This window comes from Microbispora sp. NBRC 16548 (assembly GCF_030268985.1).
GTDB classification, from domain to species: Bacteria; Actinomycetota; Actinomycetes; order Streptosporangiales; family Streptosporangiaceae; genus Microbispora; species Microbispora catharanthi.
In genome coordinates this window covers 838,941-852,558 of the sequence record NZ_BSSF01000001.1, presented here as the reverse complement: position 1 = coordinate 852,558, position 13,618 = coordinate 838,941, and the positions used below count along the sequence as shown (strand labels likewise).

The 13,618-nt window shown below is 68.3% G+C and carries 13 protein-coding genes and 1 pseudogene; 11 read left to right on the top strand and 3 right to left on the bottom strand.

Going from position 1 to position 13,618, the window contains the following annotated elements; all coding sequences use genetic code 11:
* Positions 1–55 precede the first annotated feature (55 nt).
* Both QSK36_RS03775 and QSK36_RS03770 read left to right on the top strand, forming a co-directional pair.
* Positions 56–943, top strand: a complete 888-nt coding sequence (locus tag QSK36_RS03775; RefSeq protein ID WP_285781339.1) for a 4Fe-4S domain-containing protein — start codon at positions 56–58, stop codon at positions 941–943.
* Positions 944–1,157: 214 nt separating this feature from the next.
* Positions 1,158–2,410, top strand: a pseudogene (locus QSK36_RS03770) (IS701 family transposase).
* Between the two features lie 7 nt (positions 2,411–2,417).
* Here the strand turns inward: QSK36_RS03770 and QSK36_RS03765 are convergent.
* The 3 genes from QSK36_RS03765 to QSK36_RS03755 form a co-directional block, all read right to left on the bottom strand.
* Entirely contained in the window at positions 2,418–2,636 is a 219-nt protein-coding gene (locus QSK36_RS03765) for a hypothetical protein (RefSeq protein ID WP_183536692.1), read from the bottom strand.
* Positions 2,637–3,102: 466 nt separating this feature from the next.
* Positions 3,103–3,570 (bottom strand): carboxymuconolactone decarboxylase family protein, encoded by a 468-nt coding sequence (locus QSK36_RS03760; protein WP_183536688.1) that lies wholly within the window; start codon positions 3,568–3,570, stop codon positions 3,103–3,105.
* Positions 3,571–3,627: 57 nt separating this feature from the next.
* Complete coding sequence (locus tag QSK36_RS03755; RefSeq protein ID WP_183536687.1) at positions 3,628–4,377, bottom strand: SDR family oxidoreductase; 750 nt, start codon at positions 4,375–4,377, stop codon at positions 3,628–3,630.
* A gap of 79 nt (positions 4,378–4,456) precedes the next feature.
* Here QSK36_RS03755 and QSK36_RS03750 point away from each other — a divergent pair, with 79 nt between their 5' ends.
* The 9 genes from QSK36_RS03750 to QSK36_RS03710 all read left to right on the top strand — a co-directional run bounded on the left by QSK36_RS03750 (position 4,457) and on the right by QSK36_RS03710 (position 13,593).
* Positions 4,457–4,930 (top strand): RrF2 family transcriptional regulator, encoded by a 474-nt coding sequence (locus QSK36_RS03750; RefSeq protein WP_076443271.1) that lies wholly within the window; start codon positions 4,457–4,459, stop codon positions 4,928–4,930.
* 421 nt (positions 4,931–5,351) lie between these two features.
* Positions 5,352–6,536, top strand: a complete 1,185-nt coding sequence (locus QSK36_RS03745) for an IS701 family transposase (protein ID WP_285781338.1) — start codon at positions 5,352–5,354, stop codon at positions 6,534–6,536.
* A gap of 975 nt (positions 6,537–7,511) precedes the next feature.
* Positions 7,512–7,820, top strand: coding sequence for an aldo/keto reductase (locus QSK36_RS43685; RefSeq protein ID WP_502883277.1), 309 nt, complete (start codon positions 7,512–7,514; stop codon positions 7,818–7,820).
* A 308-nt stretch (positions 7,821–8,128) separates the two neighbouring features.
* Positions 8,129–9,676, top strand: coding sequence for a sensor histidine kinase (locus QSK36_RS03735; RefSeq protein WP_285781337.1), 1,548 nt, complete (start codon positions 8,129–8,131; stop codon positions 9,674–9,676).
* A 92-nt stretch (positions 9,677–9,768) separates the two neighbouring features.
* Complete coding sequence (locus QSK36_RS03730; RefSeq protein WP_182899263.1) at positions 9,769–10,203, top strand: roadblock/LC7 domain-containing protein; 435 nt, start codon at positions 9,769–9,771, stop codon at positions 10,201–10,203.
* Positions 10,200–10,556 (top strand): DUF742 domain-containing protein, encoded by a 357-nt coding sequence (locus QSK36_RS03725; RefSeq protein ID WP_182899264.1) that lies wholly within the window; start codon positions 10,200–10,202, stop codon positions 10,554–10,556. The genes QSK36_RS03730 and QSK36_RS03725 overlap by 4 nt, the downstream gene beginning before the upstream one ends.
* Before the next feature lie 4 nt (positions 10,557–10,560).
* Positions 10,561–11,160 carry a GTP-binding protein gene (locus QSK36_RS03720; RefSeq protein ID WP_183536681.1) on the top strand — a complete coding sequence of 200 codons (600 nt, stop codon included), beginning with the start codon at positions 10,561–10,563 and terminating at the stop codon, positions 11,158–11,160.
* Positions 11,157–12,497: a cytochrome P450 gene (locus QSK36_RS03715; RefSeq protein ID WP_285781336.1), complete on the top strand. Its 1,341-nt coding sequence runs from the start codon at positions 11,157–11,159 to the stop codon at positions 12,495–12,497. Before QSK36_RS03720 ends, QSK36_RS03715 begins: the two co-directional genes overlap by 4 nt.
* A 121-nt stretch (positions 12,498–12,618) precedes the next feature.
* A complete protein-coding gene (locus QSK36_RS03710; protein ID WP_285781335.1) occupies positions 12,619–13,593 on the top strand; it encodes an aldo/keto reductase in 975 nt (324 codons plus the stop codon).
* Positions 13,594–13,618: the final 25 nt, after the last annotated feature.

Genomic DNA, 13,618 nt, shown 5'->3' with positions numbered 1-13,618 from the left:
GCGTGATATCCAATTGGTCGCCGATTTCCACCGGCCCGCGCGGAGGGACAACGTCATGAACGAGCACCCGGCCGAGGCCGTCTGGCACGTCGATGACCGCTGCACCAACTGCGACGTCGCCCGGCAGCTCGCACCGGACCTGGTCGCCGAGGTCGACGGCCGCTCCTCGGTCGTCCGTCAGCCGCGCACGGACGCGGAGGAGGACGCGTTGTACGCCGCGGCTTTCGCCTGTCACACCCGATCGATCCGGCGCGGCGCGCGCGGACCGGACCCGGCGCTTGACCCCTTCCCATTCCGCCTTTCCGAGCACGTGCACCTGTGCGGGCACAACTCGCGGCACACCGCGGGCGCGAATTCCTACCTGCTGCGCCGGCCTGCCGGAAACCTCATGATGATCGACACGCCGCGCTGGAGTTCCGCCCTCGCCGCCAAATACGCCGCCCTCGGTCCGATCACCGATGTGCTGCTCACCCACCGCGACCACGCCGCGCACGGCCGCGAATACGCCGACCGTTTCGGCGCCCGCCTGTGGATCCACGAAGGAGACCTGGCCGCCGCGCCGGACGCCGACGGCGTCCTCCGGGGCGCCGAGCCGATCGGGATCGCCGACGGAGTGACAGCGCATCCGCTGCCCGGGCACACCGAGGGCAGCGTGCTGTATCTCGCCGACGAGACCTACTGCTTCAGCGGTGACAGTTTCTACTGGTCCCGCACCGACGGCGACATCGCCGTCGCCGAGTCGGTCACCTGGTACTCCATCACGGAACTGGCCGCGTCGCTGGCCCGTACGGCACCGCGGGTGCGTTTCGAATGGCTGCTGCCCGGCCACGGCGACCGCAAGCGGCTGCCTGCCGACGAGTTCACCCGCCGGATGCACGCCCTGGCCCGCCGCGCCGGGCGGCTCTCACCCCGGCCGATCGACTTCACCGCCCTGCGCTGGTGACTCGCCCCTCTCCCCACCGAGCGGTGCGCCGCCGGCAGCCGCGCCGACAGGCACCGGCGTGCCATACCTAATACTCCAGCCGTAGATGGCGATCTTGCGCGTGGGCTGGTGGCGGAGATGGGGACGGCCACCGCGATCATCGAGTGTTGTGCTGACAATCAAAGATCGGGCGGTGGCCGCAAGCGGTAGCGTAGCGGCCTCGCAGTGGCAGGCGATGTTCGATGAGCTCACCGGCCGGATCGGCAGCAGGTTCTCCCGGGTGGAGCCGCGGCGGCGGGTCCGGGCTCTGCTGGGCGGGCTGCTGTCGGAGTTACCGCGTAAGAATTGCTGGACGCTGGCCGAATATGCCGGAGACCCGTACGCCGGACGGGATGCAGCACCTGCTGTCGCGGGCGGTATGGGACGCCGACGCCGTGCGCGACGACCTGCGCGGCTACGTGGTGGAGCACCTCGGGCAGGACAGGGCGGTGCTGGTGGTGGACGAGACCGGCGACCTGAAGAAGGGCATGAGCACGGTCAGGGTGCAGCGCCAGTACACCGGCACCGCCGGACGGATCGAGAACAGCCAGGTCGCGGCCTTCCTGGCCTACTCCACCCCGGCCGGTCACGCGTTCATCGACCGGGAGCTGTATCTGCCCCGGGCGTGGACCGACGATGCCGGGCGGTGCCGGAGGGCGGGAGTACCCGCCGATCGCCAGTTCGCTACCAAGGGTGAGCTGGCGACGCGGATGGTCGCACGCGCTCTGGACGCAGGCGTCCAGGCGAGGTGGTGACCAGTGATGAGGTGTACGGCCAAAGCCCGCACCTGCGAGCGGAGCTGGAAGCCCGCCAGGTCGGGTACGTGCTCGCGGTCGCCTCCAGCCACAGGGTGACCATCGGCGCCGGGGTCTGCCGAGCCGATCAGGTGATCTTCTCGGTGGCGCAGGCGTCCTGGCAGCGGCTGTCGGCCGGCACGGGCGCGAAGGGGCACCGCTACTACGACTGGGCCGTCGTCGAGATCGACCGCGAAGGGCCAGCACGGCACTGGTTACTGATCCGCCGCAACCGGCGCACCGGTGAGCTGGCCTTCTACCGCTGCTACGCACCGGCCCGGTTCCGCTGGCGGTCCTGGTCATGGTGGCCGGCCGTCGATGGACCATCGAGGAGTCCTTCCAGACCGGCAAGGGCCTGACTGGTCTGGACGAGCATCAAGTCCGCCGGTGGACATCCTGGTACCGGTGGACCACCCTGGCCATGCTCACCCACGCCCTCCTCGCCGCGGTTACCGCCCAAGAACGCGCTGCCCAGCCGGCCGAACCCGAACTGGCGCCGCTGACGCTCGCCGAGATCCGGCGTCTGCTCGTCCCGGTGCTCATCCAGACCGCCCACAGCATGACCCACCTGCTCCGCTGGTCCCGCTGGCGGCGACGCCACCAAGCCCGCGCCCAGGCCAGCCACTACCGGCGGCAAGCTCTTTACGAGCCATGATCAGGAACTACGGCTGGGTACTAGGCCCCGCAAGCAGCGCGGCCTTGCCCAAGGTGACAGTGCCGACATTCAGGCGGACCAGCGACGCCCGATCGAGTGCCTCGAGCACCCGCTGGGCCTCCTCCTCGTCAGGCCGCCCCTCGACGAGCTCGCCGAGGGTTGCGCTGCGCGCCACCTCCTCACCGTCCCGCACGTCTATCAGGCGCAACAGCAGGTCGCGTGCCACCTCGCGCTCGGCAGCGCCGCGTACACCTGCTCGGCGACCACGCCGAGCGCGGGCCCCGCTGCCAGGGAGTCCGGAGGCCGTACGCCCGCGGCGGCCTGCGCGCCGTCGGTCAGCAGGGCGCTTCTCGGCGGGAGAACAGCTCGGGTGCCATGTAAGTGGGGGTGCCCATGAGTCCTTCGGTGATGCCGGCCGTGACCTCGGCCGTGCGGGCGATGCCGAAATCGATGACCCGGGTTGTGCCCGAGCATCCGGGCGGTGCAGAACGGCGGCACCCGCCCGGCCGCCAGGACGTCCTTGGCGAAGCGCCGCCGCAGGGAATGATCCCCGGCGAGGTAGGCGTGCGGTGCTGACCGACAAACGCTGCCGCTTCTCGCAGGCAAAATCAGGCCGCTCAGCTGCACAGATTGCAGCGGTTCAATCTCTGTAGCCGGCCCGCCATGCGCAGCACCTCAACGGCCCGACTAAGTCAATTGCGAGGTTGCGCCGGCATCTGCAGCGGGACACCGACTCGGTTGAAGGCGTTCATCAGAGCCACCTGGACGACCAGCGCGCCGAGTTCCTCGTCGGTCATGAGGTCGCGGACGCCGGCCCAGACCTCGTCGCTGACGCCGTGCGGGGTCAGCGTCGTTGCGGCCTCGGTGTACTCGAGCGCCGCCCGTTCCGCCGGGGTGAACAGCGCCGATTCGCGCCACGCGGACAGCTGGATGATGCGGTTCAGCGATTCGCCCTGCTCCAGCGCATCGTGACTGTGCAGGTCGATGCAGTGCACGCAGTGGTTGATCTGCGAAGTACGCAGCTTGACCAGTTCGCGGATGGTCGGATCGAGTGGCGAGGTGAGAATGGCCTGGTCCGCGGCGTACAGCGCCTTGGCGGCCTTTGGGGCGGCCGTCCGCAGGTCGAGGCGGGGCTCACCGGTGTGCACGTGGGTGGTCATGATTTCTCCTTCAGGCGTGGATATCGCGTTGTTGAGCCAGGCGTGTGCTGGCGGGGGTCACGAGGACTGAGTGGCTGACCAGTCGTCGAAGGTGGTGCGCCCGATCCGGGCGACACCGAGCGGAACCAGCGAGTCCCGCACGATCGGTACGCCGAAGTAGCCGGCGCCGGCGTCCGGCTTGAGGGGGCGCTCATCACCTCGCGCGGCAAGCGCCGAACCGATGAAACGGGCGAACGCCGCGCGCTCCGGCCCCGCGACCTCGACCACGCCGTCGAGCGGGGCGGAGGTGGCTACGTCCACGAGCGCGGCGGCGACGTCGGCCGCAGCGACCGGCTGAAGGTCCGCGGTGGGTGGCACGATCACGTCGTCCTGGGCCATGCCGGCGCCCATGGCCGTCAGGTTCTCGAAGAACTGTGTCGCCCGCACGATGGTGAAAGGGGTGCCCGACTCGGCGACGAGCCGTTCCTGCGCGGCCTTGGCCTCAAGGTAGCCCGGGTGCAAGAGCCGGTCTACACCGACGATCGACAGCACCACATGGTGCCGCACCCCGGCTTCCCGCCCGGCGTTCAGCAGGGTGCGGGTGGAGGTGGTGAAGAAGTCGAGGATCGGCTCGGGTTCGAAGATCACTTTATTGGTCACGTCGACGACCACGTCCGCGCCCTTCAGCGCGTCGGCGACGCCGCGGCCACTGATCGTGTCCACGCCGGTTCCCGGCGCGGCCGGAACGACGTCGTGACCCAGCATCTGCAGCGACTCGACGACTTTCGACCCGATGAGTCCGGTTCCCCCGGCAACGACGATGCGCATGTCCCACTTCCGAATTCGGATAACCGTTGTCCGAGATTCTATTCGGACAACAGTTGTCCGAGTCAAGTAGGCTGGGCGAATGAAGATGTCAGGCGGGGTCGAGTGGGGCTTGCACTGTTGCGTCGTGCTCAGTGGGGCGGGCGCGCCGGTGACGGCGGCCAAGCTCGCCGAGCTGCACGACGTCTCACAGAGCTATCTGGCCAAACAGCTGCAACTGTTGTCCCGCGCAGGCCTTGTGCGCTCGACGCTGGGCCAGTCCGGCGGCTATGTGCTGACTCGGGCTGCGAACGAGATCACGGTGCTGGACGTGGTCGAGGCGATCGACGGCGTCCAGCCGGCGTTCCGGTGTACAGAAGTGCGTCAGCGAGGCCCGATGGCCGTGCCGGCGGAGCGGTGTGACACTCCCTGCCCGATCGCCCGCACGATGGATTCCGCCGACCGCGTCTGGCGGGAGTCGCTACGCAGGGTCACCATTGCCGACCTGATCGCCGACGTCAACCGCACGACGCCACCTGAGATACTCGCGGGGGCCAGGGAGTGGCTGCGCGCCTGAGCAACGGCGACGAGCCGTACATGGCCGCGAACCCATCCGGCTCCGGCACTGCCAGCAGCGAGAGTGTGTCCCGTCAGTGTTGTATCTCGATCTTGTTTGCTTAACTCAACGTTACTCGCCGGAGCAAGCCAGGAGCCAGCGCTCGAGCAAGACCAGCCCGCGGTGAATCCCTACGACCTGGCCGAACACGACACCACTCAGGACTCCCATGCTCGTGGCGGCCACCTATGCGGCCGGTACCCACAGACCGACGATGCGCGAGCGGAAAAGGCTGAACGCATGTAGGCCAGCGGTACGACGACGCCGACGACGTCCATCCTGCCTTCAACGCGTTGTTCGAACCGACCTCCGGAGTGGGAGGGGCCTGAGCCCGACTACCTTAGGTACTACAGCCAGACTTCGTGATCTAAAGTTCTGGATCATGAGTGGGTTGAGTGCGGGCGACCTTCAGCAGTGGGTGGACGGCCTGGATGCGTTGTTCGCGCGGGTGGCGGGTCGGTTCGGGCGGGTGGAGCCGCGGCGTCAGGCGCGGGCGTATCTGACTGGCTTGCTGGCTCCGGTGGAGCGGAAGAACGGCTGGCAGCTGGCCGAGGCGGCTGGCGACGCGACGCCGGATCGGATGCAGCGGTTGCTGGTCAGCGCCCGCTGGGACGCTCGGGGTGTGCGGGCGGATCTGCGGGCTTACGTGGTGGAACACCTCGGGCACCGGGATGCGGTGCTGATCGTGGACGAGACCGGCTTCATCAAGAAGGGCACGAAGTCGGCGGGGGTGCAGCGTCAGTACTCAGGTACTGCAGGCCGGATCGAAAACTGCCAGCTCGGCGTGTTCTTGGCCTATGCATCCCCGCTGGGCCGGGCCCTGATCGATGCGGAGTTGTACCTGCCCAAGTCCTGGCTGGCCGACCGCCAGCGGTGCGCGCAGGCCGGCATCCCTGACGAAGTGGAGTTCGCCACCAAGCCGATGCTCGCCCGGCAAATGTTGGCACGTGCCTTGGAGGCGGGCCTGCCGGTGTCATGGGCGACGGCCGATGAGGCCTACGGCATGGACTACAAGTTCCGCTCTTTCCTGGAGCGGCGCGGTGTCAACTACGTGGTCGCCGTCCCCAAGAACCAGATCGTCGCGGGTGCCACCGTGCGCGCCGATACCCTCGTCGCGGGCGCCCCGCCCGAGGCATGGAAGCGCCTGTCGTGCGGCGATGGGGCCAAAGGGCCCCGGCTTTATGACTGGGCGCTGGCCACTGTGCATTACGAGACCGAGCCCGGCTATCGGCGCTGGCTACTGGCCCGACGCTCCCTGGTCCCAGGCGCCAAAGGCGAACGGGAGATCGCCTACTACCTGTGCTACGCCCCAGTGGGAACGACGTTGGAGGACCTCGTCCGCGTGGCCGGAGCCCGCTGGGCGATCGAGGAATGCTTCCAGACCGCCAAGAACGAGACCGGCCTGGACCATTACCAGGTCCGCCGGTTCGATGCCTGGCACCGCCACATCACCCTCGCGATGCTCGCCCACGCCTACCTCGCCGTCACCGCCGCACACGCCCCAAAAGCCCAGGCGGCCTGGTCCGCCTCACACGAGCAGAAATTCGCCGTCTCCTGGCACACGTGATCGTCCCTGCCGCACGCGCTCTTGATTCTGTATTGGCCTGGTCAACTCACCGACGTGACCATCAGACCCGCGCCCGTCACAGTCACTATTGGCGACGATGGCTACGACATAACGAAGTCAGGCTGTAGTACTAAGCGGCATGGCACGGCTCAGTCTCTTGATCAGCCCTCGGGCATCACATCACGTGAGATCCCGAGGCTAAGGACAGCTGGAAGCGGACTGGGCCTGCACTTCGGCATAGCTGGCATCTTCCACCTTGACGTAGGTGGGCGAAGACAGGCCTATCCGGTTATAGGTCACGGTCTACACCTTTCCCCACCAATTGATGAATTTGATCTTGTAGCACCAACCGGCGTCCACCCGGACGACGTCCCAGTCCCGATTCGCGGGCGTGTGCGCACCCGGGCTGAGGTAATACAAGTCGCCTCCCGCGCACCCCGTGTTGGCGGTGCCGGTCATACCGGAGTCGCACGTCCAGTTGTGCACTGCCGTGACGCCGTCATTGCCGGCGTTGCCGACCTCGGAACACGCGCTACCGCTGCAGTTGGGTCCGGCATAGGCCGCGCCGGTAGTCAACGTATTGGTGAGCGTTGTCGCAACGAGTGCGACAGAGGCGCCTGCGGCCAGCCTCGATGTCCACTTTTTCATGACGGGTCCGATTCCGGAGAACCAGCCTGGCGCCGATCCCGGGAGAAACGCCATTGGATGCTGCCAGAACAATGTCAGGACATGACGAAAGGCGCAAGACTCCCGATTATGGAAGCAATCGGGCGCTTCCCAATTCGATTCCACCGTCCCGGCCGTCCCTGCCCCCTTGGTCGGCCCCCCCGCTCCGCGCACGGGCGGGCACCCGTCCCGCCCGGCGAAGTGATGGGGCAAATGGGGTACTGCCATGGAGTATCGACGACTTGGCACCACCGGGATGAAGGTCAGCAGGATCTGCCTGGGCATGATGAGCCACGGCGAACCGGCCAAGTGGGGCGGCTGGGTCTGGACCACTATGTGCTGGCCACCAAGGTCTACTTCCCGATGGGCGAGGGCAGGAACGACTACGGCCTGTCCCGCAAGCACGTCATGTCGGCCATCGACGCCTCCCTCGCCCGCCTCGGCACCGACTACGTCGACCTGTACCAGATCCATCGGTGGGACGACGAGACGCCCGACGTGCTCATCGCAGTAGGCCCTCATGGGGCGAGCGCGGCCGGACGATCTTCTTGCAGCCCATCGGGACGACAAGGCCGCATACCTCGACCCCCACGGGAGATCGTCACTATAAATCCATAAATGTCCCAAAAAGTGAGTATTAGTCAATGGATGCGTTGACTCGTGGTTGATAAGAGCTGAAACACATGGTCCGAGAGTGACTGTCTGTTCTTAGCCGTAGGCATGGTGCTACGGTGTGTGCCGGTTCACGCTCTGCTGTGAGACGGCACCGCATGGCCGTCCCGTCTTACAGGGAGAACAGCAGGTTCGACGCGGCCTTGTCATGCTCTGCCGCCACCCCGAGGACGCTGATGTCAGTAGATGTACCCCACCGGGCACGGAGAAGGTTTTCACCGAGGGAACTGGTGGTCCTCGCCTTTCTCGGCACCATGATCATTACGGCCTGCGTGTGGTTGTGGGCGATGTCCGCCGCCCCTTATGAGGCCAGAGAGCTGATGGCGCTCGTCGGCGGGGTCTCGGCCGTACTCCTGGCCGGCGCCGTCGCGGCCGCTGTCCACTACTCCGGCACCGGTCGCCGGCTACGTGAGCGGGCCGAGTGGGCCGGCGCGCGGTTCACCTGGCTGGAGCGGGAAACGCTGCGAGTGGCCGAGGAGTCGCTGCCCTCGCTGGGACGTCAGGTGCGGGACGGCGCCTCGATCGCCGACGCGCTCTCCCAGATACCGCAGCCTCCGGACGGCCCGCTGCGGCACCTGCTCGAAGCGGCCGGGCACGAGCTCGAACTGCTCGAACGGGAGCGCGCCGCCGCCCGGACGTCCCGCGATGCGACCGAGGGCGAGATCTCCCGGCTGATCGACGACGCGCTGCCGGAGCTGTTCCGGCGGATCCAGACGGACCGGATGTCGGTGAGCGCCGCACTGGCCGAGATACGCCAGCCGGGGCAGGAGCCGCTACGCGACCTGCTGCGCGAGACGGCGCGGCAGCTCTCCGAGAGCGAGCGCAGGGGCACCGCCGTGATGGCGGCGTGCGCCGGGGCCGCGGCCCGGGTGCAGGCACAGGCCACCAGCCTGCTCGCCCGGCTGCGCGAACTGGAGGAGCAGTACGGCGAGCATGAGGAGGTGTTCGCCGACCTGCTGGACCTGGACCACCGCGTCTCCCAGATGAGCCGGCTGGCGGACAACATCGCGTTGCTGAGCGGCGGCCGTTCCGGGCGGCGATGGACCCGGCCGATCGTCATGGAGAGCGTCCTGCGCGGCGCGATGGGCCGCATCAGCGCCTACCGGCGCATCCGGCTGCACTCCACCAGCACCGTCGCCGTCGCGGGGTACGCGGCCGAGGGCGTGATGCACGCGCTGGCCGAGGTGATGGACAACGCCGCCACGTTCTCGGCGCACGGCACCGAGGTCCACGTGTACGTGGACGAGGAGGACGCCGGCGTCGTGATCACGATCGAGGACAGCGGCCTGGGGATGCGCCCGCGCGAGCGGCAGCACGCCACCAGGCTCGTGTCCGAGCCGCTCGACCTGCGGACGCTGTCCGGTACCCGGCTGGGCCTGGCGGTCGTGGGACGCCTGGTCGACAAGTACGGCCTGACGGTCAGCTTCCGGTCATCCGCCCGCGGTGGCACGGGGGTCGTGATGCTGATCCCGCGTCTGCTGATCACGCAGCCCCTGTCGGCCACCGTGCCGCCCGACGCCGAGGCGTCGGTCCGCCATCCCATGCAGCCCGCCATGCAGGCCGCCGCACAGGCACCGGCCGTACCCGCGCAGGAGGGGCCGGCCGACGAGTCCGAAGATCTGCTGCCCAGGCGGCGCCGGGGGCAGACGCTGGCCGAGGCGACCAGGGCGCGGCAGGCATCGCCGGCCAAGCCCGCGCGCGAGGGGCCTGACTCGGCTGCGAGGTTCGCCGCGTTCCGCCAAGCCGGCGGCCGTGGGCGTACTTCCTCCTCAGCCCCTCCCCCGGCCCCGGGCGACTCTTGACACGCGTCCGCCGACCACCGGACATTTTTGGATTCACAGATGAGGAGGCAGGGGGCGTCCCTCCCGCGCCGAAGGGGCACCCCGTCGTTTCTATGAGCACAACCGACGCTTCGCACACCACCGATCGTGACTTCGACTGGCTACTGGAGAACCTCAAAGAGAAGACCCCAGGGATCAGGCATGTGCTGGTGCTGACCAGGGACGGCCTGAAGATGTGCTTCACCGCCAGCCTCGACCTGGACGGGGCCGACCAGCTCTCCGCTCTGGCCGCCGGGATCCAGAGCCTTTCGCTGAGCGCCTCCGCCGAGTTCGGGGACGGCATCGGAGCAGGGCAGGCGATGGTGGAGTTCGCCGGCGGACTGCTGCTCATCGTGCCGGCCGGGGACGGCGCCCACCTGGCCGTGGTGGCCGAGGAGGACGGCGAGGTGGGGCTTATCGCGCACAACATGAACGAACTGGTGGAGCAGATCGGGGTGTACCTCACTGCGGCGCCGCGGCAAACGGAGAACAGCGACGACCGCGGATGACACGGCGAGCCATCGACCAAGAAGACCCTGACCGGCTCTACACCGTCACCGGTGGGCGTACCAGCGCCGATGAGAAAGCCTTCGACTCCGTCTCCCTCATCGTCAGCGAGTGCGCCCCCACCCCCGGTATGCAGTCCGAGCACATCAAGATCCTACGGATGGCCCAGCGGCCGACGGCGGTGGTGGAGATCTCAGCGGAACTGCGACTGCCGGTCAGCGTGGTGAAGATCCTGCTGTGCGACCTGCTGGACACCGGTCGCATCACCGTCCGTCATCCGTCGATCGCCGCACAGGCCGGACGACCGGATCCCGAAATCCTGAGGCAGGTGCTCGTTGCGCTCCACAACCTCTGACCAGATGGCGGCCACCACGCGAACGCCCCTACGCACGACCGCCGCGGACGCCCTGAAAATCGTGATCGTCGGAGGGTTCGGGGCGGGAAAGACGACCATGGTCGGCTCGGTGAGCGAGATCCGCCCGCTGAGCACCGAGGAGGTCATGACCCAGGCGAGCGTGGGCATCGACGACGCCAGCCGGGTACGGACCAAGTCGACCACCACGGTGGCCTTCGACTTCGGCCGGATCACGCTGAACGCGAGCAAGGTCCTCTACCTGTTCGGCGCGCCCGGTCAGCAGCGGTTCTGGTTCGTGTGGGACCAGTTGTTCGCCGGCAGCCTGGGCGCGGTCGTCCTGGTGGACGCCCGCCGCCTGGAAGATTCCTGGTACTCCATCGACCGGCTGGAGCACCACCGGACCCCGTTCGTCGTCGCGGTCAACCGCTTCACCGACGGGCCCACCCTGGATTCGGTGCGCGAGGCGCTGGCACTCTCACCCGAGGTCCCGCTCATCGACTGCGACGCGAGAGAGCGGTCCTCGTCCAAACACGTGCTGATCACGCTCATCGAGCACCTCACCCGCACCTACGACCAGTTGCCCGCCCGAGAGAGCATGCCGTGACGAACTCCCCTCCCCTGCCCGGCTCCGCAGACCCGTCCGCCGCCTCGCCCGCATCGCAGCAGGCCGAGCAGAGACGGGAGCCGCTGAAGGGATACGCCGACCACGCCGATGCCGTACGACTGCACGCGTCACTGATCGGCGACGACCCGACCGCGCTGTTCCAGGAGATGCGCCGCGAGCACGGCCCCGTCGTCCCGGTTCTCCTCGACGGCATGCCCGTCTGGTACGTGATCGGTTATCGCGAGCTGCACCATGTCACCAGCCAGCCGCGGTTGTTCAGCCGCGACCCCAGGCGCTGGAACCTGCAGGACCACCTCCCCCCTGACTGGCCGGCGCGCCCGTACGTGACATGGCAACCGTCCGTGATGTACACCGAGGGGGCCGAGCACCAGCGGCGGATCGGCGCCATCAGCGACGCGCTGGACAGCGTCGACCGCACCGAGCTCGCCCTGATCTGCGAGCAGATCGCCGACCTCGCGATCGACGAGTTCTCCGGAGACGGTCAGACCGATCTGATCTCCCAGTACGCCGACCGAATTCCGGCTCAGGTCATCACCCGGCTGTTCGGGCTGGCGGAGACCGACCTGCCGGAGCTGGTCGAGGACGTCAACCACGTGCTGAGCGGGGGCGAGGAGGCCCTCTCCGCGGTTTCCCGAATTCTGGACAAACTAAGCCGGCTCATCGCCGACAAGCGCGCCCTGCCGGGCCACGACCTCACCTCGCACATGCTGGCACACCACGCGCGGATCAGCGACGAGGAGATCGTCCAAGACCTGATCATGACGATGATCTCCTCCCATGACAACTGCCGCAACTGGATCGGCAGCACCCTGCGGCTGATGCTGATGGACGACCACTTCTCGATGAGCCTGCAAGGCGGCCGCAGCAGCGTCGGCGAGGCGCTGAACGATGTGCTGTGGAAGGACCCGCCCACGCCGAACATGCCCAATCGCTGGGCCGTGCAGGACTGCGAGCTGGCCGGGCGGCGCATCCGCCGGGGCGACATGCTGGTGCTCGGTATCGCCGCGGCCAATGCGGATCCGCAGGTGCAACCGGCCGCCCATGCCGGCTCCGGCGCCAACCGGGCGCACCTGGCCTTCGGCCACGGCGAGTATGGTTGCCCCTTCCCCGCGCCCGAGCTCGGCGGGATCATCGCCAAGACGGCCGTGGAGGTCCTCCTCGACCGGCTGCCCGACGTCTACCTCGCCGTGAAACCTGACGCGCTGCGCTGGCGCCCTTCGCTGTGGGTTCGCAGCCTGGAGGCCCTGCCCGTACGGTTCAGCCCGACCGTGCCGACGGGCCAGGGCCCGTCGAACACCTGGAACGCCTCCAGGTGAGGTCAGGCCGGAGCGGAGTCCGGCGACCGATGCGCGGCGAAGCCCGTGGCGGACAGGGAGAGCAGACGCTCGAGCCACCGCTGCCGCGCTGACGGTGAGTTGGGGTGAATAGGGTGCTGCCATGGAGTATCGACGACTTGGCACCACCGGGATGAAGGTCAGCAGGATCTGCCTGGGCATGATGAGCTACGGCGAACCGGCCAAGTGGGGCGGCTGGGTCCTGGACGAGGAGCAGGCCGAGCCCATCGTGCGCAAGGCGGCCGAGGGCGGCGTGACCTTCTTCGACACCGCCGACGTCTACTCGGGAGGCGTCAGCGAGGAGGTCACCGGGCGGCTGCTGCGCAAGATCTTCCCCCGGCGCGACGACTACGTGCTGGCCACCAAGGTCTACTTCCCCATGGGCGAGGGCAGGAACGACTACGGCCTGTCCCGCAAGCACGTCATGTCGGCCATCGACGCCTCCCTCGCCCGCCTCGGCACCGACTACGTCGACCTGTACCAGATCCATCGGTGGGACGACGAGACGCCGATCGAGGAGACCATGGAGGCGCTCAACGACATCGTCCGGGCCGGCAAGGCCCGCTACATCGGCGCCTCCAGCATGTGGGCGTGGCAGTTCGCCAAGGCCCAGCACGCCGCGGACAAGCACGGCTGGACCCGGTTCGTCTCGATGCAGAACCACTACAACCTGCTGCACCGCGAGGAGGAGCGGGAGATGATCCCGCAGTGCCTCGACCAGGGGGTCGGGCTCATCCCGTGGAGCCCGCTCGCACGCGGCCTGCTCGCCCGCGCGGGCAAGCCGGCCGACACCGTACGGCAGGTCGGCGACGGCGCCAGGCAGGAGCAGCTGTACGGCGGGCCCACCGACGAGGCGATCCTGGAGCGGGTGGCCCGCACCGCCGAGGAGCGGGGCGTCTCCCCCGCGACCCTCTCCCTGGCGTGGTTGCTCAGCCGCCCGGCCGTGACCGCTCCGATCGTCGGCGCGACCAAGGCGCACCACGTGGACGACGCGCTCGCCGCGGTCGAGCTGAAGCTCAGCGAGGAGGAGATCGCCTTCTTCGAGGAGCCGTACCAGGCGCGGCCGCAGCAGTTCTGATCGAGAGGCCCCACGCTCGCCGGGC